Below are 24,787 nucleotides of genomic sequence, written 5' to 3'. Positions count from 1 at the left end.
TTTGTGTGTCTTTGAGCTACAATACAAAAATTTTTTTAAGGAGGAATAGTATGAAAAAAGTTAGTTTAGTATTAGCGTCCCTTTTGGGTTTCTCCTCACTCCACGCCCTTGAGTTTGGAACAATGGGGAGCCAAGCTTTTGGTATGGCAGGCACAGGTGTTGCAGTCAGCAAATCACCTTGGGGCTTGTATTACAATCCTGCTCTAATGAGCGTTGATAGCGGATTAAAATTTGGAGCATTTGTCGGTGTGCAAACCAAAAACCACAATGTCCGCCAGATCTTGACAGATCCTTTGTTAAAGATGAGCCAACAAGATCTTACTCAACTCAACGGAAAAAATCCAGCGTTGGTTGAAAATTTAAAAGCCAAACTAACAGACAATTCTCTCAAGATCAACAATCAAAATGGCTTGGTCTTGCAACTCCCTGATTTGTTTGGCTCCCTCTCTGTTGGTGCCTTCACCAATTTTGAAGGGTATTCCAAAGTTGATTTAAAAACAGACGATCTGCATAGTCAAGGTCTAACGCAGGGCAGTATCAATGTATCCTCTTATGCACTTTTGGAAGTGCCATTGGGTTATTCCTATCAATTTGATACAGCCATTGGTGATATTAGTCTAGGTGTGGCAGGCAAATACCTCAACCTCACCGCCATTGACATAAAAACAGCACTCAATCCCAACGCAAGTGCTCAAGATAGTTTAAATGTATTGTTCAAAAACGCCAATACACAACATTCAAGTAGCAATTTTGGTGTCGATGCAGGTTTGGTTTATACTCCTGTTGATTTATTGTCAATCGGCGTTGTAGGCAAATATCTCAATGCTCCAGAATTTGCGATTTTGGGCAAAACTTACAAGATTGATCCACAAGTGCGTGCAGGTTTGGCACTCAACTTCCCTATTGTCACATTGGCACTTGATGCTGACATCACTGCCAACAAAAACTTCAATCAAACCTTTGAAACTCAAATGGTTTCTTTTGGAACTAGTGTTGATTTGGCTTTTGTTGCATTGCGTGCAGGTTTGGCGACAGACCTGAAGCACACAGATGACATCATCATCAGTGCAGGTCTTGGCTTGGCATTCTTGGATTTTGGTGTGCAGTTTGGAACCAAAACAAACCCTTACAATGGTATCCAGCTTCCTGACTATCTTGCATTGCAGTTAGGACTTGGATTTTCATTTTGATCCAGCAGGGCTTTTGCCCTTTGCCACACTCCCCTCTATTTTCCAGCTTTAGGAGTCTCAAATGCAATTCACTCATTTACACCTTCATACAGAATTTTCCCTTCTTGATGGGCTAAACAAAATCAAAGTTCTTGCCAAACGCATTAGAGAGCTAGGGATGACAAGTGTCGCCATCACAGATCACGGCAATATGTTTGGTGCGATTGAGTTTTATCAGGCAATGCTTGAAGAGGGGGTGAAACCAATCATCGGTATGGAAGCCTATATCCACAATCAAGACGCACTAGGGGACAAAAGCAGCAAACAACGATTCCACCTCTGCCTCTATGCCAAAGATTATGAGGGTTATCAAAATCTCCTCTATCTTAGCTCCCAAGCCTTTATCCACGGATTCTATTATTATCCTAGAATCAACAAAAAGCTTCTAAGAGAACGCAGCAAAGGATTAGTTTGTTCATCTGCCTGTCTTGCAGGAGAAGTCAATCGCCACCTCAACTCCACCAACCCCAACCACCTCAACAATCCCAAACGAGCGGGGTTTTATAATCAAAACGGATATGAGATCGCAAAAGAAGTCGCATTGGAATATCAAGATATTTTTGGTGAGGATTTCTATCTTGAGATTATGCGACACGGCATCAAAGATCAATACCACATCGACTCACAAATCATTCAGATTGCTTCAGAAACAGGGATCAAAATCGTTGCGACCAACGATTCGCATTATTTGCTACGCCAAGATTCACAAACGCAAAATATCGCAATGAAAATCGCGATGGGGGACAATGGGATCACACATAGTGTCAAAGAAATGTATATCAAATCCCCTCAAGAAATGCTAGAGATTTTTGCAGATATTCCTGAAGCAGTGCAAAACACCCAAGAAATAGCCGACAAATGCAACCTTGTTTTGCCTCTCAAAAACATTGACATCACCAACAAACACACAGGAGAAAAAATCCTCAAATCCACTCCAGCCACCCCTCCGACATTTCGCTTCACACAAGAATATGCCAAAGAGGAAGGACTAGCAAACATCACAAATGACGCAGAATATTTTGCATACAAATGCCGAGAGGGATTGCAAGAGCGTCTCAAAATCATCCCACAAGAGCAACATCAAATCTATCAAGACCGACTAGAGCAAGAGATTGAGATCATTACCAAAATGCAATTCCCGGGCTATATGCTCATCGTGTGGGATTTTGTCAATTTTGCCAAACGCAATGGTATCCCTGTGGGTCCGGGTAGAGGAAGTGCAGCAGGAAGCCTTGTCGCCTTTTCTCTCAAAATCACCAACATCGATCCTCTCAAATACGATTTACTCTTTGAGCGATTCCTCAACCCTGAGCGTGTCAGTATGCCTGATATTGATATGGATTTTTGCCAAAGACGCAGGGGGGAGATCATCGACTATGTTGCAGAGCGTTATGGCAAATACAATGTCGCTCAAGTGATCACTTTTGGTGAGCTAAAAGCTAGAGGGGTGCTTCGTGACGCAGGACGCGTGTTTGGAATGAGTGTCAAAGACGCAGATACGATGGCAAAATTGATCCCTAGCGACTTAGGGATCACTCTCCAAGCAGCCTATGAAAAAGAGCCAAAAATCAAAGAAATGATCGAGCAAAACCCTTTGGCTCAAACCGTATGGGATTTTTCACTCAAGCTTGAAAACCTCAAAAGAAATGCAGGGACACACGCAGCAGCCATTGTGATTGATTCTGAGCAAGAACTATGGAACAAAGTCCCGCTCTATACAAGTGAAAGGCTTGAAGGGGCAATCGTTACGCAATACTCTATGAAATGGCTAGAGCCTGTAGATCTCATCAAATTTGACTTCTTGGGATTGAAAACTCTCACCGTGATTGATGATGCACTCAAACTCATCAAAAAGCGTTATAACCAAGAGATTGACTTCTTGCAAATCGACACAGAAGACCCAAAAGTCTATGAAACTATGCAAAGCGGAGATACTTTGGGTTTGTTCCAAATCGAATCAGGGGGAATGCAAGATCTCAACAAACGCCTCAAACCTACAACTTTTGAAGACATTATCGCGGTTTTGGCTCTCTATCGACCGGGACCAATGGAATCAGGTATGCTTGATGACTTTATCGACAGAAAACACGGACGCAAACCGATCACTTATATGTTCCCCGAACTTGAGCCTATCCTCAAGCCCACTTATGGGGTGATTGTCTATCAAGAGCAAGTGATGCAGATCGTGCAAACTATCGGTGGATTTACACTCGGTGGAGCCGATCTCGTGCGTCGTGCAATGGGTAAAAAAATCAAAGAAGAAATGGATCGACTAAAAGACAGCTTCGCAAGTGGTGCAGAACAAAAAGGCTTCAATCGTGCAAAAGCAGAGGAGCTTTGGGAGCTTATTGTCAAATTTGCAGGATATGGATTCAACAAATCCCACTCTGCAGCCTATGCGATGATCACTTTTCAAACAGCCTATCTCAAAACCTATTATCAGCACGAATTTATGGCTGCAATGCTTACAAGCGAAACCAACAAAGTCGAATCTGTCGCACATTATTTGGATGAAGTCAAAGCGATGAATATTGAGGTGATCCCCCCACATATCAATGTTTCAGATCGCGACTTTGGTGTGACAGATTTCAAAGAAACCAAAAAGATTGTGTTTGGATTGAGTGCGATCAAAGGCGTAGGCGATGCTCCGATTGAAAACATCGTCAATGAACGCACCAAAAATGGAGAGTATCAAAGTTTGGAGGATTTTGTCGCACGCATTGATTGGAGCAAAACTTCCAAACGCATTTTGGAGCCTCTGATCAAATCAGGAAGTCTTGACAATCTAGGCTATTCTCGCAAATGTATGCTCACACACATTGATACGATCTGTGAAGTAGGAAGAGCCAAAGACAAAGCAAGTGCGATGATGGCAGAATCATTGTTTAGTGGAATGGAAGCAGACAACACGCATGTCACATTTGATTTCAAAGATATGCCCGAAGATGAAGAGCTTGTATTGCTAGAAAACGAATACGAATGTATGGGGATTTATCTCTCAGGACACCCCCTTGATTCTTTCAAAGAAGCGATCGGACAGATCAAAAAACTCACCAAAAGCTCTGATTTGCACAAGCTTGAAGACAAATCACAAGCCTTAATGGTCGGAAAAATCATAGCCCTAGATCGCAAAATTGGCAAAAAAAGTGGCAAACCTTACTACATCGCTTCATTGCTTGATTTTGGTGGCAAATATGAGCTCACGATTTGGGAAAAAAATACTGCACAATTTGAAGCACTCGATCTAGCACAACCTATCGCACTCAAAGTCGCCATTGAATATCCAGTCAAATCCGATGGCAGCCCCTCTCAACCCAACCTCCGATTCATCCAACTTCTCACACTGCAAGAAGCACAAGAAGCCAAAACCTACATCAAAAAGAAAAAAGAAGAAACACCAACCCCCACAATCCACCCCAAAGAATCAAACCAACCTCTTGCAATCATTCTGCAATCAGAAGCGAGTGAAGAGTTTTTCATATCTCTTGCACAAGAAGCCAAAAGCCATAGTGGCACAAGGATTCTCAAAATCCTTGTCAAAGACGCACAACAGACTTTTGTATTTTCTAGCAATCTCAAAGTCAATGACAGCATCAAAGCCAAATTCCCATCATTGCAATGGGTGGATCTATGAGAATCAACAAATACATCTCCCACAACACAAAACACTCACGCAAAGAAGCTGATGGGCTTGTTTTGGCAGGACGCGTCAATATCGACAAACAAAAAGCAATGCCCACAAGTATCGTCCAAGAGGGGCAAAGGGTGTTTATCGATGGCAAACCCATCAAGCCCAAAGAACAATTCACAGCCATCATCTACCACAAACCAAAGGGCGAACTTGTTAGCAAAAAAGACGATCGCGGGAGGAAGACTATTTATCAATCCCTCAGCTCTCAATTTGGGCATTTCTTGCCCGTTGGGAGATTGGACTTCGCTTCAGAGGGGCTACTCATCTTGTGCGATCAGCCCAAAGTCGTCGATGCACTTATGCGATGCAATCTCACACGCACCTATCTCCTCAAGCTCAACGGAAGTATCACACAGGCAATGCAAGAGAGTATGCAAAATGGACTGAAGCTAGAAAATGCGACACTTGGAGGACATACCAAAAGCACGATCACCTCTATGGAGTTTGCTCCATTTGAACACTTCAGCATTATCAAAAATGCACGCAATTACTCCAAAATCAAAGTGAGTATCACAGAGGGCAAAAATCGTGAGCTAAGGCGTTTTTTTGCACATTTTGGGCGTGAGGTTTTGGATCTCAAACGCGTAAGCTATGGTTTTGTCAATCTCAACGCACTCCCAAGTGGCAAAACGCGATTTTTCAACAAAGAAGAATACAAAGCCTTGCACCAATTTCTCAAAACTTCACAAAAGGAGCTTTAATGGATTTCCTTAGAATCTCTCAAACCCAAAGACTCAAAGGGAGCATTCCTATCTCAGGAGCCAAAAACTCTGCATTGCCCATTCTTACCGCCACACTTCTATCCAAAACCCCAATGGTGATCAAAAACCTCCCAAATGTCGCAGATGTCAATACTCTCTTGCAACTGCTTGCGATTTTGGGGGCGGAATATTCAAGAAACAGCACAAACCAAATCTCTATTGACACCTCCAAAGTCAATAAAACTCAAGCAAACTATGACATTGTGCGTAAAATGCGTGCTTCGATTCTTGTTTTGGGACCCTTGCTTGCAAGATTTGGGCATTGTGAGGTGAGTTTGCCCGGGGGTTGTGCGATTGGGGCTAGACCTGTGGATCTACATCTCAAAGCGATTGAGAAAATGGGAGCAGAGGTTGAGATTCAAAATGGCTATATCGTCGCTAGGGCACCAAATGGACTGCATGGGAGCGATATTGTCTTTGACAAAATCACCGTGACAGGGACTGAAAACATCCTGATGGCTGCCTCTCTTGCCAAAGGCAAAACCAAAATCATCAATGCCGCCAAAGAGCCAGAAGTCGTGCAATTATGCGAGATTTTGCAAGAAGGGGGAGTCACAATCAATGGAATCGGTAGTAGCGAAATAGAAATCATCGGTAGAGAAAGGGAGCTTTTGGAGATACAGACAATCAATGTCATCCCAGATAGAATCGAAGCAGGAACTTATCTCTGTGCAGGAGCAATCACCAATTCCCCTATCACCCTTACAGATGTGATCCCTCATCATCTCCAAGCCATATTAGACAAACTCAAAGAAATTGGTTTTGACTTTGAAACCACTCAAGATTCTCTTACCTTGCTTCCAGCCAAACAACTCAACGCTTTTGAAATCACCACCACAGAATATCCGGGCTTTCCGACAGATATGCAGGCTCAATTTATGGCTTTAGCCCTTGCGTGCAATGGAACTAGCACGATCGAAGAGAGATTGTTTGAAAATCGCTTTATGCATGTTAGTGAGCTTCAAAGACTTGGAGCAAGTATCACTCTCAAGGGACACACAGCTACAATTATTGGCAACGAAAAGCTCAAAGGTGCGGATGTGATGGCTACAGATTTGCGTGCGTCATCTGCACTAGTGTTGGCAGGACTCATCGCTCAAGGAGAAACCAATATCCATAGAATCTATCATCTTGATAGGGGCTATGAAAACCTAGAGGGCAAACTCCACGCCCTTGGTGTGCAAATCCAACGACTACAAGAGTCATAACTGCACCCGCACTTTGCACCCCAATCGCACTTTTTTGGACTTTTTTTGCATTTTTTTGCAAAAACTCTTGATTTTTGTTTTTAGAAATGTTACAATGTGCCTTGATTTTTGTATGGGGCTTCAGGTTCCCCCACCCCCTATCCTGAAGCCCCCTAGAGAAATCACCCCTTTCACTCCGAGGCATTCACAATGTTTTACTATCTCTACTCTCTTTTTGGAATCAATATTTTTCAATACATCACCTTTCGTGCAGGATTGAGTTTTTTTATCGCGTTTGCTTTTAGCGTCTTTTGTATGCCTTGGTTTATCAAATGGGCAAAAGCCCAAAAAGCCAACCAACCCATTTCCTCATTTGTCCCCACACATCAAAACAAAAAAGACACTCCGACAATGGGAGGGCTTGTGTTTGTGAGTAGCACTCTGATCGCAAGTCTATTGTGTATCAATATCCAAAACTCCTATGCACTTTTGGGGCTTCTCACTTTGGCATTATTTTGTATCGTGGGTGCAAAAGATGACTATATGAAAATCTCAGCAAGAAGCAATGCAGGAATCAGTGCTAGACTCAAATTCACTTTGCTTTTGTTGTTTGCACTTTTGATCTCTTATGCCCTCATCTCCCTTGGACATCAAGGCAAATTCTACATTCCTTTTGTCAAAGAACCTCTCTTTGATTTGGGCGTCGGATTGTCTATTTTGTTTTGGTCTCTTGTGTTTTTGGCGACATCCAATGCGGTGAATCTCACAGATGGTTTGGATGGCTTAGCCACAGTGCCAAGCATTTGTGCTCTTATCTCCCTCTCTGTCTTTGTCTATATCGGTGGGCATTCTAATTTGTCGCAATATCTTCTTTGGCCCCAAGTGATTCAGAGTGGGGAGCTAGTCATCGTGTCTGTCGCCCTTATCGGTGCACTCTTTGGCTTTTTGTGGTATAACTGCCACCCTGCTCAAGTGTTTATGGGAGATAGCGGGAGCCTTGCACTTGGGGCTTTTATCGCATATATGGCGATTGTTTCCAACAATGAAATCTTGTTGTTTTTGATTGGTTTGGTCTTTGTGATCGAGACACTCTCTGTGATTTTACAAATCGGTAGCTACAAAATGCGTAAAAAAAGAGTGTTTTTGATGGCACCCATTCACCACCATTTTGAAGTCAAAGGTTGGGCAGAAAACAAAATCATCATTCGCTTTTGGATCATTGCGATTTTGAGCAATCTTGTCGCATTGCTTAGCCTCAAAATCCGATGATCGCATTACTTGGATTTGGCAAAACCAATCAAGCCCTTCTTGAGCTATGCAACCACCAAGGCACACAATGCCTAATCTTTGATGATTCGTTTGCTCAAATCCACACAGACACCAAACAAAACCACTACATCCCTAGCCAACTTTTCGATCAATACATCCATCAAATCGACTTTGCGATCCCTTCACCCGGTATCCCGCCACACCACCCACTCATCGCCCAAAGCCCAAAACTCATCAGCGAGTATGACTACATCCTCCCCAACATCCGACAACCTCAGATCTGGATCAGTGGCACCAATGGCAAAACCACCACGACAGAAATGCTAGAGCATTTGCTCTCTGATTTTGGAGGTGTCGCAGGTGGCAACATCGGGCGTCCATTGGCAGAATTGCTACACCTACAGCCAAAGATTTGGATTTTGGAGACAAGCTCATTCACCCTGCACTACACGCACCAAAGCACCCCACAGATCTACCTCCTCCTCCCGCTCAGCCAAGATCATATTTCTTGGCACAAAAGCTTTGGAAACTACACACAAGCCAAGCTAAGCCCGCTTGCAAACATGCGTCCTGACGCCACTGCCATCATCCCACAGCAATACATTTCCCACCCAATCGCTCAAGCTTCACAAGCCACAATCATCGGCTACACAAGCGAGGAGGATCTCAAGGAGCGATTTGGTATCGACTCTGCGATACCTTTTGATCCGCCCTTTCTCCTTGACGCACTTCTAGCAATCATAGGTGCCAAACTTCTGACACAATGCGATTTGAGTGCCAAACTGCAGGATTATCGACTGGGTGCCCACAAAATGGAAAAAATCCTTGACGCGAGAGGGCGTTTGTGGATCAACGACTCCAAAGGCACAAACATCGATGCCACCATTTGGGCATTACGCACTTACAAACATCAGAAAGTCTTTTTGATTTTGGGGGGCGATGACAAAGGTGCAGATCTCGCCCCACTTTTCGCACAAATCAGACTTCAAGAAGTCGAGATTTTGGCGATCGGCAGCAATGCCTCGCGTATCCAAAAGTATGCAGACCGATACGCCATCCAATGCACGCGATCCCTCACTCTAGATCGTGCCGTGCGACAAATCCACGCACATCTCGACCACCAAAGCGTCGCGATACTCTCTCCAGCTGCGGCAAGTCTTGATCAGTTCGTATCTTACAGACAGCGGGGAGAGCGTTTTGTCGAGCTTGTCAAAGATTTAAGCTGATTTTTATTTTTTTCAGATAGAATTCGTGTTTTGCAAAAGGCTTGATAGCTCAGTCGGTAGAGCAGAAGACTGAAAATCTTCGTGTCGGTGGTTCGATTCCGCCTCAAGCCACCATCTATCATTTCCCCTTTATTTTGGCATTCCTTACAAGTTTCAAGACGCCTTTTTTAGAGTATGTTGTATTTGCTTCTCTTTGGCACACCCTCCAAACCCGATCAATCAACTGCCCCCCACCCAAACCTGTATCAAACCCCTCTCTATCTCCCCACAAAGTTACCAAAAGTAGCAGATTTCTCAATATTTTCCCACTCATAGCGTCCCAAGCCCCATTCTCACGCACGGCTATCTCTCTAGACCACCCCCCACCCCAAGATCGACTGACTGACTCCGACACGATACCACGACGCACTTCTACAGCCCACCTCCCCCCACCCTATCCCCTCTATAATGATTTGCAGATTCACAAAACCACATCAAACCCCCTATCCCACAAACTTCCAAAACATCCAAAAACATAGTAGGGGGGGGGGGCATATCAAACCTCATTGTGATTTGCAAAATTTTGAGTTTTGCCACACGGATTTTGTATAAAATAGTGCGTTCAATTTATCAAAATTGTAAATCTCTCGTTGCAAAACGATCTAAGGAGTTTTCACCATGAAACAAACATGTAAAAATCAAATCAAACATAGCAAAACAGGAGGATCCACCTCCACATTGTTCAAACCACTCGTTGCTAGCTCGCTGGCTTTGGCATTGAGTATGAGCGTGGCATCGGCGGCGTGTAGTATTGATGGTGCTAGTTTTGGAATCTGTACCGACCCTAATGCTAGTGTCGACGCTCCACAGAAAGATAAGAATGTAACCTTACCACTAACACTAACAAATCAGCCTTCTCAATCTTTTATATTGGAAGCAGGCACTAGCACTAACGATGGTTTTGTTATGCCACTGCTCCAAATGAATTCAAATACCAAACATAATATCGACAAACTCACCTTTCAATTCGGTGCTAATGGCAAATCTGCTGTCGAGGCAAGTGGGGATACAAGCAATTTGATCATAGCAACAAAAAATAATGACCATTATTTGGGATTAGAATCTGGAACAGGTAAAGGGTTTCAAGTGGGTGCTAATGGAAGTGGGACTCTCGTATTTGATTTTGCCACCAACACTGCAGCCGACATTGATTATGTAATGAAAGTCAATGTTAGCAGTCCGACTGGCGATCAAAAACCACAAACCTCTTTGAAAGGCAACATTGAAGTTCTAGCAAAAGCTGGGCAGGCTACTCTAGGAACTGGGGCTGATAGTGCAAAGAATAGATTTATAGCAGACTTTGAGAAAGGCATAACGGGAAACATCATAATCGGAAAAGACGCAAGCAGTAACGAAAATCACGATCTTCTAGCTAAACTCCTTTTTGGTCAAGTCGCTACTATTGGTGGTAATGTTACAACAAATGGCAAGGGTGTAGTAACAAACCTAACCTTTCAAAACAACGGAACTATTTCAGGGAATGTCACCACAGGCGAAGGTGCACAAACTAATGTTGCTTTAACAAAAGATAATGGTTTTCTTACACTAGAAGGAATAAACAATCAAATCACTACCCTTAAGTTGGAAGCACTTGGTGGTGGTGGTAGTAGTAGTACTCCATTAACAGCTGTCACTCTCAAACTCAAAGGTGGTGCGAGCGATAACGCGAAAGCAACTACAGAGATCAGTGGCGGTCTTACAGGTGCTAGTAAAGATAACAAGCTGACGGTAAATTTTTTAGAAGGTCATTCAAAACTCATTCTTGGTGGAGCAGCAGAGAATAAAGTTCAAGCATTAGTTCTTGGAGCAAATACAACTTCTACTCTTGAAGTAAAAGGCAAAGGAACAACAATCAATGCTGCAGTCACTGCAAACGCTAATCAGAATCTTAACCTCAAAGTTACAGGCGAGAAACTTGGTTTTGTAGGTGCACTTGCCGCTAATAGCGGTTTAGTTGATGTCACACTCGCAGGAGATACAGCAAAGACAACAGGTATCCTTGATTTACAAGAGGGTGACAATACGCTCTCAAGCCTTGCAGTGACTACAGGTAAGCACGGAACACTCAAGCTCAAAGGTGCCGCTACTGCTAAAGCCACAACTATCACAGGCAATGTCAGTGGTGGTGCCAATGTAGTATTTGGTGAAAACAAAGCAAGTTTGGCTTTAGAGGGAACAAACAATGTGCTTGGAGATGTTAGCACTACTGCAGCAGCTACAGGAGTTACAGCTACTTCAGCCGCTACCCTCACAATCGGTAAAACAGGTGCTACTGAGAATGCAACAACAACAATCAATAGCATTGGTGGCAATCTAGTAGATGTCACATTTGCTACAGCAGCAACCAAAACAACCACCCTCAATCTTGGTGGAACTAGCACAATCAAAACACTTACAGCAAGCACTGCTGGAACAAGTGCTCTTAATGTGACAGGCACAAGCACAACGATTCTACAAGCAGTTAGTCTTACTGGTAGCCAAAAACTTGATGTCACACTCGCAGGAGATACAGCAAAGACAACAGGTATCCTTGATTTACAAGAGGGTGACAATACGCTCTCAAGCCTTGCAGTGACTACAGGTAAGCACGGAACACTCAAGCTCAAAGGTGCCGCTACTGCTAAAGCCACAACTATCACAGGCAATGTCAGTGGTGGTGCCAATGTAGTATTTGGTGAAAACAAAGCAAGCTTAGCTTTAGAGGGAACAAACAATGTGCTTGGAGATGTTAGCACTACTGCAGCAGCTACAGGAGTTACAGCTACTTCAGCCGCTACCCTCACAATCGGTAAAACAGGTGCTACTGAGAATGCAACAACAACAATCAATAGCATTGGTGGCAATCTAGTAGATGTCACATTTGCTACAGCAGCAACCAAAACAACCACCCTCAATCTTGGTGGAACTAGCACAATCAAAACACTTACAGCAAGCACTGCTGGAACAAGTGCTCTTAATGTGACAGGCACAAGCACAACGATTCTACAAGCAGTTAGTCTTACTGGTAGCCAAAAACTTGATGTCACACTCGCAGGAGATACAGCAAAGACAACAGGTATCCTTGATTTACAAGAGGGTGACAATACGCTCTCAAGCCTTGCAGTGACTACAGGTAAGCACGGAACACTCAAGCTCAAAGGTGCCGCTACTGCTAAAGCCACAACTATCACAGGCAATGTCAGTGGTGGTGCCAATGTAGTATTTGGTGAAAACAAAGCAAGCTTAGCTTTAGAGGGAACAAACAATGTGCTTGGAGATGTTAGCACTACTGCAGCAGCTACAGGAGTTACAGCTACTTCAGCCGCTACCCTCACAATCGGTAAAACAGGTGCTACTGAGAATGCAACAACAACAATCAATAGCATTGGTGGCAATCTAGTAGATGTCACATTTGCTACAGCAGCAACCAAAACAACCACCCTCAATCTTGGTGGAACTAGCACAATCAAAACACTTACAGCAAGCACTGCTGGAACAAGTGCTCTTAATGTGACAGGCACAAGCACAACGATTCTACAAGCAGTTAGTCTTACTGGTAGCCAAAAACTTGATGTCACACTCGCAGGAGATACAGCAAAGACAACAGGTATCCTTGATTTACAAGAGGGTGACAATACGCTCTCAAGCCTTGCAGTGACTACAGGTAAGCACGGAACACTCAAGCTCAAAGGTGCCGCTACTGCTAAAGCCACAACTATCACAGGCAATGTCAGTGGTGGTGCCAATGTAGTATTTGGTGAAAACAAAGCAAGCTTAGCTTTAGAGGGAACAAACAATGTGCTTGGAGATGTTAGCACTACTGCAGCAGCTACAGGAGTTACAGCTACTTCAGCCGCTACCCTCACAATCGGTAAAACAGGTGCTACTGAGAATGCAACAACAACAATCAATAGCATTGGTGGCAATCTAGTAGATGTCACATTTGCTACAGCAGCAACCAAAACAACCACCCTCAATCTTGGTGGAACTAGCACAATCAAAACACTTACAGCAAGCACTGCTGGAACAAGTGCTCTTAATGTGACAGGCACAAGCACAACGATTCTACAAGCAGTTAGTCTTACTGGTAGCCAAAAACTTGATGTCACACTCGCAGGAGATACAGCAAAGACAACAGGTATCCTTGATTTACAAGAGGGTGACAATACGCTCTCAAGCCTTGCAGTGACTACAGGTAAGCACGGAACACTCAAGCTCAAAGGTGCCGCTACTGCTAAAGCCACAACTATCACAGGCAATGTCAGTGGTGGTGCCAATGTAGTATTTGGTGAAAACAAAGCAAGCTTAGCTTTAGAGGGAACAAACAATGTGCTTGGAGATGTTAGCACTACTGCAGCAGCTACAGGAGTTACAGCTACTTCAGCCGCTACCCTCACAATCGGTAAAACAGGTGCTACTGAGAATGCAACAACAACAATCAATAGCATTGGTGGCAATCTAGTAGATGTCACATTTGCTACAGCAGCAACCAAAACAACCACCCTCAATCTTGGTGGAACTAGCACAATCAAAACACTTACAGCAAGCACTGCTGGAACAAGTGCTCTTAATGTGACAGGCACAAGCACAACGATTCTACAAGCAGTTAGTCTTACTGGTAGCCAAAAACTTGATGTCACACTCAATAGTGGTGCGACTCTTGCATTGAGAGGAACAGACAACAAAATCACTTCGCTATCAAGAGAGGCTACTCCTACTGGAACTGCCACATTGGATATTTCAAGCAAACCCGCCAATGATGCAGCAAGAAGCAGTCACACTTACAACAAACTTGAAATCGGTTCGCTTGATAACACAAAGATTGCAGACAATAGCTACACTTTCAAAGTCTATGCTTCAGCAGTCAAGGCAGCAAGTGGCGATGTTTATGCCGATCGCATTGTGATTAGCAATGAATTACCAAGTGGGACTGCAACACAACAAAATCTTGAAATCGATGTCGATAGTGCCAATGCAGCCAAAGAACTTGGCAACAAAATCAAAGAGTTGGCTGGGCAAAACAAAGGTATCGCCCTTGTGACATTAAAAGATACTGACGGAAGCAAATCTGTCATCACTTTTGCCACCGACACAGTAAAAAACGGACAAAATATAAGCTTCAAGCTTAAAAAAGGCGAGACCGATAAAAACGGAGGCAACTACACAAGTGGCGACAAATACGCCACTTACTTCTTATACTCTGCTGATTTGGGTGGAGCAAATGCAGTGACTCAGCAAATCACTTCCTCTGCCCTTGCACTCAATTTTGATTTATTCACAGCCAACTTCAACTCTATCAACAAAAGACTTGGAGATCTCAGAAACAACCCCTACAATCAAGGGGTTTGGGCTAGAGTGTTTGGCGGAAGTCAAGAATCTAACTTCGGTGTCAAAACTAAAACAAGCTATGTGACTGCACAAGGAGGCTATGACTATGCACTTGATTTGGATAATGCCAAAAACTACATAGGTGTCGCACTCTCTTATGCCACATCATTTGGGAAAAGCCTCACGCTCAAAGACAAAGATGGTGCTAGCCGAAGTCTAGATGACATCAAATCTAGAGCTTTTGAAGTGGCAGTATATAACTCCTACATCAGCAATGTAGGCTTGTATAATGACACGATTGCCAAATTTAGCTACATCACTTCTGATTTCAAAATCAGTGGTGACCAATCAACCACTGGCACGACTTCTAGCCCTGCTTTCTTACTCTCCAACGAAGTGGGCTATCGCTTCGCTTTGGGTGAGAACAACAGCTGGTTCATCGATCCACAACTAGAGATCGGTCTAGGCTACCTTTCTGCCTCTGATTTCAAAGCTATGCTTGATGGCACCAATGAGCTCACTGCCAACCAACAATCAGTTCTCCTTGTGCGTTCTCGTGCAGGTGCGAGCTTTGGCAAAGAGTTTAGAGGAGAGGATTGGGCGACTTCACTCTATGTGGGGACATTCTATGAATATGATGTCATCAATGGAGGGCAAAACAAAGTCACTTTTGCTAACAACAATTTGGCAACACCTACAGAATCCTATACTTCCAATGGACGCTTCGTGCTAAATGTCGGGACCAATGTCGAAGTGGCAGAGGCAACAAGAATTTATCTTGATGTTGAGACAAACTTCGGAGACATATACAAAAAGCTCTATCAAGTGAATGTTGGAGCAAGATATAGCTTCGGAGACAAAGCCACAAAAGCTACAATGACAGACAAAGAGGACAACAAAGCACCTCTCAAAGTCCAAACAACAGAGGAAAAAGAGGGGACAACAGATGTAGAGGACACTCAAGAATCCACCAACTAACCCACTACCCAAGCCCCCCGCTTGAGTAGTAGATCAAAGAGATGGGATCCCCCCTCTCTTATCCATACCCACCAACAAAACCTCCAAAAACACAAACCCCTCACTATTTCAATATAAGCACAAACAACCGCTGACCAAACCAACCTTGTAGAACCAAAAAAGATTCCAAGTCAATGTAATCTTGAACGAGCCTTGCTAATGCAATGCTGGGGTTATGGGGGTTGTTAAGGGGGATAAGGGGAACGCTTGCTATAAGTTCCCCTTGCCCCCCTTAAGAGAGATCCTAGGGGATTCTAGAATTGTATAAAGGGTGCTTTGCTCAAAGCAACTTAAAAAGAGAATCCAAAAGATTCTAGAATCACCAAAAAGAAGTATGGGAGAACAAGCAATGCAAAAACTGCGTAAGAAAATTTACAAGGGGGGAGAGGCATTGGGAATAATCCCAACTCAATCTAGCCTCCGTTTAAGGACTTAACTTCCTTGTATATTTTTGCTGTGTTGAAGAATCAATCAAAACTTTAGCTAGATTGAGTATAATGCCTCTTGATTAAGTTTTAAATCATTGAGCGATTAGCTCAAGAAAAGCTTTTACTAGCTCTACCAAAGCTAGCAGAAGCCTTATAAGTTGGAATGTTAAATCCATACTTACCACCTCCTTTCACAAGGAAGCGTCCTTCTCCAACACAGATATGATTATACAAAATCAAAACTTCAAAAATCCTCACTAAGTCATCAAAGCAAAGAAAACCGCTGACCAAACCAACCTTGTAGAACCCAAAAGATTCTAAAATCGCCAAAAGTGCGGTTTGTAGAACGCTGTTCGCTGCCTCTCTTTTCGTTTCTTGCTTTTGCACAAGCACACTTTTGAGGGATTCTAGAATCCCTAGGGCTTCCTTTTGAAGTTGGCTTAAGAGGCTACGCTCTTTGGTGATTCTTGAGTTGTCGAATCTTGGCTTGAATGAAGCACGGATTCTTGGTTTTTCAAATTTGATGAAATCTTGCTTGAGATTGGTTTTGCCAAAGCACACTTTCTAGTTACCAAATCCCACTTTGCTTTTTTCTATAAGTGGGACAAGGGGGTTTATTGCGAGGCACCCCCCTTATCCCCCTTAAAATCCCCCAAACCCCTACCCGCTTTTTGTGTGTTACCCACATTAATTTGACTTTGTTTTGATTCTTTGATGTTTTAGATTTGTTTTTTTGATTTGAATTGAATCTAGATTCTTAGAATCTTTAGAATCTTTGTGAAAAGTTTTGTTTTTGATTCTTAGAATCTTGTTGCAACTTTTTTAAAAATCACAAAAACACAAAACCCCCACTATTTCAATATAAGCACAAACAACTGCTTCCCAAACCAACCTTGTAGAACCAAAAAAGATTCCAAGTCAATGTAATCTTGAACGAGCCTTGCTAATGCAATGCTGGGGTTATGGGGGTTGTTAAGGGGGATAAGGGGAACGCTGCTATAAGTTCCCCTTATCCCCCTTAAGAGAGATCCTAGGGGATTCTAGAATTGCATAAAGGGTGGTTTGCTCAAGCCAACTTTATAAAAGAAAAACACCAAGCCAAGCCTGAAAAATTAGAAAATGTGCTTTTGTCAAAGTAATTTGAAAAGAGAAACCAAGAGTTTCAAGAATCACTCAAGGTGGTGGTTTGCAAACCCCAAAAACAAAACTTTTGCCAAAGCAAAAGTGCCACCCCTCTCCTTTTATCACCTAATACAAAACCACATACACCACTTGAGGACCATGCACCCCAAACACGACTTGCAACTCAATATCAGCCGTTCTTGAAGGACCTGCGATAAACAAAATATTGCTAGGCAAAGCCTGAGGGTATTTGGCTTTGACATCACAAAGCACAGCGGACATATTTGGCTTGATTTTGTTTTTGTCAAGCAAAATCACACAGCAACGCGTAATCAGAGACGCAAGCCTTGGCTGATTGCTTGAGGACACCATAGAGGTGATACCCAAATTCGCCACGCCATAATCTGCCTCAACTACAGAACAAGGGATCTCAAAAAGAATATCTTTCATCTCTTCCATTGTTTTGTCATAACAAACCTTTTGGATTGACAAATCAAGGTGCATTAGGCTTTGGGGGATGAGCGTCTCTGTGATGTTTTCTTTTGTCGCCACCTCATTGATTTTTGAAGCGATCTCTTCCTTGCTACACTCAATGACTACAGCACGATTGAGTGCCTGCAAACGCTTGTATTCTGCGATTGGATCTTGCTCCACAGGAATGATGATGTCTGTATAATGAGCCTTTTCAACACTCAATGGATTCTGCTTGAGTGCGTTGCTGATGTCTCTTAGTATTGTTGCCTTACTCATATACCACTCCTTTCATTTCTTTGACCTTGCGTTGAAAACTACTATCAAGATCAGGAAATGCACGACAAGAAGTCCATTGCTTCAACGCAGGTAACACTCCACTCAAAACTTTGAGCAATGGAGCCAATGTCCCTGCACTAGACAATGCCAACCTCCACGCCCAAGGAGTCGTCGCCACACTTGCAAAAGCCTTGAAACTTAGCTTTTCACTTATTTTGGGTTTGACACGCTCAATCCCCAAAATCTTCTCACCACTGCCATCACCCACTTGCTCTGCACGCAAGTCTCTAATCATCTCTGCCAAAGGAATCTTCACAGGGCACACTTCAGAGCAACGACCGCACAAGGAGCAGAGATTGAGGACATAGCCATATTTGTCAATCCCAAATAGCTGTGGGGAGATGACCTCTCCAATAGGACCGGGATAAGTCGCACCATAAGCATGTCCTCCGATCTTTTCATACACAGGACAATGATTCATACAAGTTCCGCAACGGATACAACTCAACGCCTTGGCATAATGCTTGTGTGCCAAAATATCGGTGCGATGGTTGTTGAAAAGCACGACATGCACCTCTTTGGGACCATCTTTGTCGCCATCTTTGCGTGGAGAGGTGATGATATTGTTGTAGCAAGTGATACTCTGCCCCGTCGCAGAAGGAACCAACAAAGTATCCAAAATCACAGCATCATCAAAGGTTTCTACAATTTTTTCAATCCCACACACTGCCACATGCACATCTGGAGCCGTTGTGCTCATTCTGCCATTCCCCTCGTTCTCAAGCAACCAAATCGCTCCTTCATCAGCAATGACAAAATTCACTCCCGAAAGCCCCATTTTGAACTCTTTGAACTCTGAACGCAAATAAGTTCTTGCCACTCTGTTCAAATCCTCAGGCTCACTGAAACGCTCTACTTTCAAATGCTTCTCAAAAATCTCGCCAATCTCATAGCGGTTTTTGTGAATCGCCGGAACAACAATATGCACAGGACGCTCATCAATCAACTGGATGATGATTTCCCCCAAATCTGTTTCGATCGCCTTAGCCCCTTTGCTCTCCCAATAGTGATTGAAGTGTATCTCTTCACTCGCCATAGATTTGCCCTTCAAGATTGTGGTGGCACCCTTTTCTTGAGCTATCTTGTGGATGATTTCATTGACTTCTTGAGGGGTATCTGCCCAATGCACTTTGATGCCATTTTTACTCGCATTCTGCTCAAACCTCTCCAAAAGCTCCGGAAGTCTTGCCAAAGCACTTTCTTTAACTTTGCGTCCTTCTTCTCTCAAAGCCTCCCAATCCCCATAGCGATCTTTGAGAAGATTTTTGCGATTGGTTTTGAGGAGATTCATCCCTTTGAGGAGATTCTCTCTCAACTGCTGATCTTTTAGTTTTTCTGAAATGAGTGCTTGAGAATCCATCATTGACCTCCATCAATTCCAATGCGTTTTGCCAAAAACTCATACAAATGCATAGGCTTGATTGAATGTCCTTGATATTTCAAAGCCCCGCTAATATTGAGTAAACAACCACCATCCCCAGAGATGATGTATTCTACATTTTGGCTGATGATGTCTGCGACTTTTTTCTCAACCATCGCTTGACTCACCTCAGGCTCTTTGACACTAAAAGTCCCACCAAAACCACAGCATTCCTCTTCGTTTTCTAGCTCCACTAGCTCCACATTTTTGAGCATTCGCAACAAGCCTTTGGAAGAATCAATGCACTTTGCCACACGCAATGCGTGACAATTAGTATGCCAAGTCACACGCGTAGGTTCGCCCTTGTCCAACAATTCTGCCTTGAGTTCTTGATACAAAAAATCGCTCAAATCATAAACACGAGCACAAAACTCTTGTGCTTCTTGAAAATGAGGAGTATCTTCAAACAATTTCAAATAATCATGCATCATCATTCCGCCACAAGAGCCAGAAGGAAGCACCACAGGATATGGCTCACTAAACAAACGCATATTTGCCAAAGCAACTTTACGCGTTTCCTCATAATATCCGGAGTTGAAACTAGGTTGCCCACAACAGCTTTGATCTTTTTTGTAAATCACTTCAGCACCAAAATGCTGAAGCAATTTGATTGAGTCCAAAAGGGCTTGTGAATACGCCACGCCCCCCAAACAAGTCCCAAAAAAATAAACTTTCATTGCCATCCTTTCCTACAACAAAAATAAAGCAGCCACACTCACCGTGATGACGCAATACAAAAAGCAAGGCAAAAGATTGGTGCTCACCCTTGCCGATCAATCCAACGGTCGCACACGCTGCGACAATGTTGTTGATACAAATCATATTACCTGCAGCCCCTCCGATATTTTGCAATGCCATAATCACTTGAGTTTTTAGTCCGACCAAATTTGCAGCCTCAAATTGCAATGGCGAAAACAAAATATTTGATACGGTATTTGAGCCAGAGAAAAACGCACCCAACACACCAATCAAAGGTGCAACCACCACATAAGCGTGACCAGAAATATCAGCAAAGAATTGTGCCATTACTTTCAACATAGAATCCAAATGGATCGGATTGTTGCCACTATTGACCATCAACTGCACCATTGCCACACCAGCACACAATGGGATCACAGCTGCACCTACTTGCTTAAAAGTAGATTTCCACGCATCTTTGACCTCTTGTGCAGTCATTCTGTGCAAGAAAATAGTCAAAATTGCAACAAGCATAAATGGAATGATTCCGGGCAAATAGGCATAAGCAAATTTATAAGCCGTATTACTAACGCCAAAAATTTCAGGGAATCTAATCCCAAGAGATGTCAATTGTCCTTTGAGACCAAATTCGGGGATTCTTGTGATCACCAAAATCAGAGAAATCAACAAATAAGGAAGCCAAGCCATCACAAGGCTAATCTTTTTGCTATGTGCTTGTGCCTCACTCTTTTGTGCACCAATCCACGCATCAGCCCATTGAGAGGGGTGATCAAAATCCCAGCTTTCTTTGGGAGTGAGAAATCCGATTTTGGCAGCCAAAACCAAAATCCCCAAACAAATCAATCCGCCCACAAGAGAGGGGATCTCATATCCACCATACTTCGCAATCAAAAAATAAGGAATGATAAACATCACTGAAGCAAAGAGTGCAAAAGGAATCGCAGGTAACGCATCAGCAAAACTTCGATTCTTGCCAAAAAATTTCACTAGCAAAAACACAACAAGTGTTGGGATAATCATCGCAGAAACAGAATGGATACCTGCAGTGATAATCGTAACTTCTGACATATAGTTTGCCACATCGATTCCACCCGCCTCAAGCAATTTGCCAATCGCTGTCTGAATACCATTGGTGGGCGTCCCAACGGCACCAAAGCTCACAGGGCTTGAATTGAGGATCAAAGCACTCATCGCTGCAGCAAGTGCGGGGAATCCAAGTCCCACCAAAAGAGGAGCAGCAAGTGCAGCAGGTGTCCCAAATCCCGCAGCACCCTCAATAAATGCCCCAAAAGCCCAGCCGATGATCAAAACTTGGATTCTGCGATCTGTAGAAACAGCACTAAACGCAGAGTTGATGGTATCCATCCCCCCACTAAACTTAAGCGTATTCAAAATCAAAATTGCCCCAAAGACAATCACCAAAATATCAAACGCTTTTAGAAACCCATACAACACATAAGCACTGATTGCCGTGAAGTCCATTTGCCATACCAATGAACCCACAGCGATACTGACAACTAGAGCCAAACTCAAAGACAAGCGTGAAGATTGCTTCAATCCAATCATCATCACCAAAATCAAAACAATCGGCAAAAATGCCAAAGCAATGTTTAACATCTGCAACTCCTTCAATTAAAAGATAAAAACTTGGTTAAATTTCTTTGAACCATTTTAACAAGCTTGATGAACTAGACTTAGAAATTTTGAATATTTTCTATCGCTCCGTGTATTTTGGTATCAAACCCTAAAATTGCTATCATAGATTCTAAGCAATGCAATAAACAAAGCCGTAGCCGCAGGACCGATGATGATTCCTGAAAATCCAAACACACTGATACCTGCCAAAATCGCAAAGAAAATCAACATTTCATTGATTTTTACCGAAGTTTTGATGATCTTCTTGGCGATCAGAGAAATCAATATCGGTTTCACAACATTATCAATCAGCACTCCGATAAACACAGCACCATACAATGCGACAAAAATAGCTCCTTGACTATTCCCCAAATAAAGTTGATGAAACGCCACAGGCACCCACACGATCGCACCTCCGACAACAGGTACAAGCGAGGCTATCCCATAAAGCACACCGAGCAAAAACCCATCATAACCCAAAAAATAACTTGCAACGCCAAAGCAAACACCCTGAATCAAAATATTGAAAACCGAAGTGAAAAACACCACGCTCAAAACGCCACTCACTTCATTATACAGAGCCATCACTTGCTGTTTCTCTAGTGGAATCATTTTGAGTGCATAGCTAGTGAATGCTTTGGAGTAATAAAAAAAGAAATACAAAAACGCGACGATGAAGCCGACATTGCCCACAAATGCCACACTCCATTTCGCAAAATCAGCACTCATACTCAAAGCATGACCTAATATTTTGCTTCCAGAAAACTCGCTCAATATCCCTTTGATCCGCATAGAAATCTCAGGAAACCCACTCAGCCAAAACAAAATCTTCGCCTTACTTGCCTCAACAAATAGATTGAATTTGGCAGAATCAATGCTATTGACAAACTCTATGCCCTTGCTCACCACAAAATACATTGGCAATGCAAAAAGCACCACAAGCACCAAAACACTCACAAAAGACGCCAACCAATTCCAAGGCAAAAAACGATCAAAGAAGTTTTTCAAAAAATATGTTGAAATGCACAACAACAAAGCAATCAGCATATTCATCAAAAAAGCATTATAGAGATATGCCATCGCATACACGCTACCAAAAAAAATAATCCAAAAGAAATACACAGGTTTGACTTTATGATTCAAAACAAACTCTCCTGATGTTGATGAAATAATGACAATGTTTTGGAAGTCGCCACCCTCCCTTTGGCTGTGCGTTCAAAATACCCATTGACTAACAAAAACGGCTCGATGACATCTTCTATCGTGCTTTCATCTTCGCTCATCGCAGCTGAGAGGGTGCTAAGTCCAATCGGTTTGCCTTGATTTTGGATCAAAATCTCAAGATAACGCAAATCCAACTCATCAAAGCCGTTTTCATTGACCCCAAGCTCACTCAAAGCAAATTTTGCACGCTCCAAACAAATCTCATCTTCACCTGCCACTTGTGCAAAATCCCTCACACGCTTCAAAAGCCTAATCGCAATGCGTGGAGTGCCTCTAGAACGCTTAGCAATCTCACAAGAAGCCTCAAGCGTGAGCCCTATGCCTAGCTTCTCACTTGCCCCCACCAAAATCTTGCCTAGCTCCTCAATGCTATAAAACTGCATTCTAAAACTCATACCAAAACGATCCCTCAAAGGATTGCTAAGCATTCCTGCCCTTGTTGTCGCACCAATGAGTGTAAATGGTGCCAAATCAATCTTCACGCTTTGAGCCGCCGGACCTGATCCGATGATAATATCAAGGCGAAAATCCTCCATCGCAGGATACAAAATCTCCTCAATCGCAGGAGAGAGGCGATGAATCTCATCGATAAACAAAATATCCCCTTGACCAAGATTAGTCAAAATCGCAGCCAAATCTCCACTTTTTTCAATCATTGGGGCTGCGGTGACTTTGATGTCGGCTTCCATTTGTGTAGCGATGATGTGGCTGATTGTCGTTTTGCCAAGCCCCGGAGGACCAAAAAACAATATATGATCTAAGCACTCTTGACGCTTTTTGCAAGCCTCGATAAACACGCGGAGGTTTTTTTTGATTTGTTCTTGCCCGATATATTCATTCCAAGCGTTGGGACGCAAAGATTTCTCCATACTTTCCTCAAAAGAAAGCTTCTCTACCTCCACAAGACGCGAATCAATGCCAATCTTTTCCACTCAATAACTCTCTTCTTGTGTTGGGAATTTCTGTGTTTTGACATCTTGCACAAAAGCTTGCAGGGCTTCTTTGATCAATGCACTGCCATCCAAATAGCGACGCACAAATTTGGGCTTAAAAGTGTCAAAAAACCCAAACACATCACTCCAAACTAGAATCTGCCCATCACAATCCACCCCACTCCCAATCCCAATCGTTGGAATGCTGAGCATTTGTGTGATTTGCGTTGCCACTTCACTTTTGATCCCCTCAAGCACGATGGCAAACGCACCAGCCTCTTGCAATGCAAGTGCTGATTCTTTGAGATAATTGACACTCTCTGCATCTTTGCCTTTGATTTTGTATCCGCCCTCACTCCTTGCAAATTGTGGCATTAGTCCGATATGCCCCATCACTGCCACCCCCTCTTCCACAATGCTTTGCACGATCTTGGCACGCTTGATCCCACCTTCAAGCTTGATCGCCCCTGCTTGTGTTTCTTGATAAAAACGCAGGGCATTATGCACGGCTTGACTTTGATTCTGATAGCTACCAAAGCTCATATCCCCGACTATCAATGAGGTTTTGGCTCCACGGCACACTGCCTTGGTGTGATAGATCATTGCATCAATGCTCACCCCCAAAGTGTCAGGATGTCCGCCAAAGCTTTGAGACAGACTATCCCCAACTAGGATGAAATCCACCTCCGCATCAAAAATCTTGGCAAACAAAGCATCATAAGCCGTGATGGCTGTGATTTTCTCCACCCCCTTTTTGTTGCGTATTGTATTGATGCCACTCATTATGTCCT

General features: G+C 43.2%; 16 protein-coding genes and 1 tRNA gene. 8 read left to right on the top strand and 9 right to left on the bottom strand.

The annotated features are described in order from the left end of the window. Positions 1-50: 50 nt before the first annotated feature. The 7 genes from traF (at position 51) to BBW65_RS05940 (ending at position 9,477) form a co-directional block, all read left to right on the top strand. Positions 51-1,190, top strand: coding sequence for a conjugal transfer protein TraF (gene traF / locus BBW65_RS05970; protein WP_066341032.1), 1,140 nt, complete (start codon positions 51-53; stop codon positions 1,188-1,190). Between the two features lie 61 nt (positions 1,191-1,251). Next, on the top strand, positions 1,252-4,863 hold the full coding sequence (gene dnaE / locus BBW65_RS05965; RefSeq protein ID WP_066341030.1) for a DNA polymerase III subunit alpha: 3,612 nt from the start codon (positions 1,252-1,254) through the stop codon (positions 4,861-4,863). After that, positions 4,860-5,621: a pseudouridine synthase gene (locus BBW65_RS05960; protein ID WP_066341028.1), complete on the top strand. Its 762-nt coding sequence runs from the start codon at positions 4,860-4,862 to the stop codon at positions 5,619-5,621. Before dnaE ends, BBW65_RS05960 begins: the two co-directional genes overlap by 4 nt. Continuing rightward, complete coding sequence (gene murA / locus BBW65_RS05955; RefSeq protein WP_066341026.1) at positions 5,621-6,889, top strand: UDP-N-acetylglucosamine 1-carboxyvinyltransferase; 1,269 nt, start codon at positions 5,621-5,623, stop codon at positions 6,887-6,889. The genes BBW65_RS05960 and murA overlap by 1 nt, the downstream gene beginning before the upstream one ends. 189 nt (positions 6,890-7,078) lie before the next feature. Beyond that, complete coding sequence (gene mraY / locus BBW65_RS05950; protein ID WP_066341024.1) at positions 7,079-8,137, top strand: phospho-N-acetylmuramoyl-pentapeptide-transferase; 1,059 nt, start codon at positions 7,079-7,081, stop codon at positions 8,135-8,137. Next, the gene (gene murD, locus BBW65_RS05945; protein ID WP_066341022.1) at positions 8,134-9,363 is read left to right on the top strand and encodes a UDP-N-acetylmuramoyl-L-alanine--D-glutamate ligase; all 1,230 of its coding nucleotides are present in this window, start codon (positions 8,134-8,136) and stop codon (positions 9,361-9,363) included. Before mraY ends, murD begins: the two co-directional genes overlap by 4 nt. Positions 9,364-9,401: 38 nt before the next feature. Next, positions 9,402-9,477, top strand: a tRNA-Phe gene (locus tag BBW65_RS05940). Between the two features lie 4 nt (positions 9,478-9,481). Here BBW65_RS05940 and BBW65_RS05935 read toward each other — a convergent pair. Next, positions 9,482-9,772: a hypothetical protein gene (locus tag BBW65_RS05935; protein ID WP_066341013.1), complete on the bottom strand. Its 291-nt coding sequence runs from the start codon at positions 9,770-9,772 to the stop codon at positions 9,482-9,484. 248 nt (positions 9,773-10,020) lie between these two features. On the opposite strand from BBW65_RS05935, the gene BBW65_RS05930 reads away from it, so the two are divergent. Next, positions 10,021-15,687 (top strand): autotransporter outer membrane beta-barrel domain-containing protein, encoded by a 5,667-nt coding sequence (locus tag BBW65_RS05930; protein ID WP_066341012.1) that lies wholly within the window; start codon positions 10,021-10,023, stop codon positions 15,685-15,687. Positions 15,688-16,262: 575 nt separating this feature from the next. Here the strand turns inward: BBW65_RS05930 and BBW65_RS05925 are convergent. The 8 genes from BBW65_RS05925 to panB form a co-directional block, all read right to left on the bottom strand. Beyond that, positions 16,263-16,715, bottom strand: a complete 453-nt coding sequence (locus BBW65_RS05925; RefSeq protein WP_066341011.1) for a hypothetical protein — start codon at positions 16,713-16,715, stop codon at positions 16,263-16,265. A 687-nt stretch (positions 16,716-17,402) separates the two neighbouring features. Further along, the gene (locus BBW65_RS05920; protein ID WP_066341009.1) at positions 17,403-18,026 is read right to left on the bottom strand and encodes a LutC/YkgG family protein; all 624 of its coding nucleotides are present in this window, start codon (positions 18,024-18,026) and stop codon (positions 17,403-17,405) included. Next, on the bottom strand, positions 18,019-19,449 hold the full coding sequence (locus tag BBW65_RS05915) for a LutB/LldF family L-lactate oxidation iron-sulfur protein (RefSeq protein ID WP_066341004.1): 1,431 nt from the start codon (positions 19,447-19,449) through the stop codon (positions 18,019-18,021). Before BBW65_RS05915 ends, BBW65_RS05920 begins: the two co-directional genes overlap by 8 nt. Further along, entirely contained in the window at positions 19,446-20,183 is a 738-nt protein-coding gene (locus tag BBW65_RS05910; protein WP_066340996.1) for a (Fe-S)-binding protein, read from the bottom strand. Before BBW65_RS05910 ends, BBW65_RS05915 begins: the two co-directional genes overlap by 4 nt. After that, positions 20,089-21,822 carry an L-lactate permease gene (locus BBW65_RS05905; protein WP_199919405.1) on the bottom strand — a complete coding sequence of 578 codons (1,734 nt, stop codon included), beginning with the start codon at positions 21,820-21,822 and terminating at the stop codon, positions 20,089-20,091. The genes BBW65_RS05910 and BBW65_RS05905 overlap by 95 nt, the downstream gene beginning before the upstream one ends. A gap of 120 nt (positions 21,823-21,942) precedes the next feature. Continuing rightward, entirely contained in the window at positions 21,943-22,983 is a 1,041-nt protein-coding gene (locus BBW65_RS05900) for an AI-2E family transporter (RefSeq protein WP_083986104.1), read from the bottom strand. Beyond that, positions 22,980-23,996, bottom strand: coding sequence for a Holliday junction branch migration DNA helicase RuvB (gene ruvB, locus BBW65_RS05895; protein WP_083986102.1), 1,017 nt, complete (start codon positions 23,994-23,996; stop codon positions 22,980-22,982). The genes BBW65_RS05900 and ruvB overlap by 4 nt, the downstream gene beginning before the upstream one ends. Continuing rightward, on the bottom strand, positions 23,997-24,779 hold the full coding sequence (gene panB, locus BBW65_RS05890) for a 3-methyl-2-oxobutanoate hydroxymethyltransferase (protein ID WP_066340993.1): 783 nt from the start codon (positions 24,777-24,779) through the stop codon (positions 23,997-23,999). Positions 24,780-24,787: the final 8 nt, after the last annotated feature.

Origin of the sequence: Helicobacter enhydrae (assembly GCF_001693335.1) — a bacterium.
Taxonomy (GTDB): Bacteria; Campylobacterota; Campylobacteria; order Campylobacterales; family Helicobacteraceae; genus Helicobacter_G; species Helicobacter_G enhydrae.
The sequence above is the reverse complement of the archived record's forward strand: the minus strand, read 5'-3'. Positions and strand labels throughout refer to the sequence as shown.

Bases quoted from the DNA above. Each gene is read 5' to 3' on its own strand.
- traF (WP_066341032.1), top strand. From the start codon at position 51: ATGAAAAAAGTTAGTTTAGTATTAGCGTCCCTTTTGGGTTTCTCCTCA.
- dnaE (WP_066341030.1), top strand. From the start codon at position 1,252: ATGCAATTCACTCATTTACACCTTCATACAGAATTTTCCCTTCTTGAT.
- BBW65_RS05960 (WP_066341028.1), top strand. From the start codon at position 4,860: ATGAGAATCAACAAATACATCTCCCACAACACAAAACACTCACGCAAA.
- murA (WP_066341026.1), top strand. From the start codon at position 5,621: ATGGATTTCCTTAGAATCTCTCAAACCCAAAGACTCAAAGGGAGCATT.
- mraY (WP_066341024.1), top strand. From the start codon at position 7,079: ATGTTTTACTATCTCTACTCTCTTTTTGGAATCAATATTTTTCAATAC.
- murD (WP_066341022.1), top strand. From the start codon at position 8,134: ATGATCGCATTACTTGGATTTGGCAAAACCAATCAAGCCCTTCTTGAG.
- BBW65_RS05930 (WP_066341012.1), top strand. From the start codon at position 10,021: ATGAAACAAACATGTAAAAATCAAATCAAACATAGCAAAACAGGAGGA.
- BBW65_RS05920 (WP_066341009.1), bottom strand. From the start codon at position 18,026: ATGAGTAAGGCAACAATACTAAGAGACATCAGCAACGCACTCAAGCAG.
- BBW65_RS05915 (WP_066341004.1), bottom strand. From the start codon at position 19,449: ATGATGGATTCTCAAGCACTCATTTCAGAAAAACTAAAAGATCAGCAG.
- BBW65_RS05910 (WP_066340996.1), bottom strand. From the start codon at position 20,183: ATGAAAGTTTATTTTTTTGGGACTTGTTTGGGGGGCGTGGCGTATTCA.
- BBW65_RS05905 (WP_199919405.1), bottom strand. From the start codon at position 21,822: ATGTTAAACATTGCTTTGGCATTTTTGCCGATTGTTTTGATTTTGGTG.
- panB (WP_066340993.1), bottom strand. From the start codon at position 24,779: ATGAGTGGCATCAATACAATACGCAACAAAAAGGGGGTGGAGAAAATC.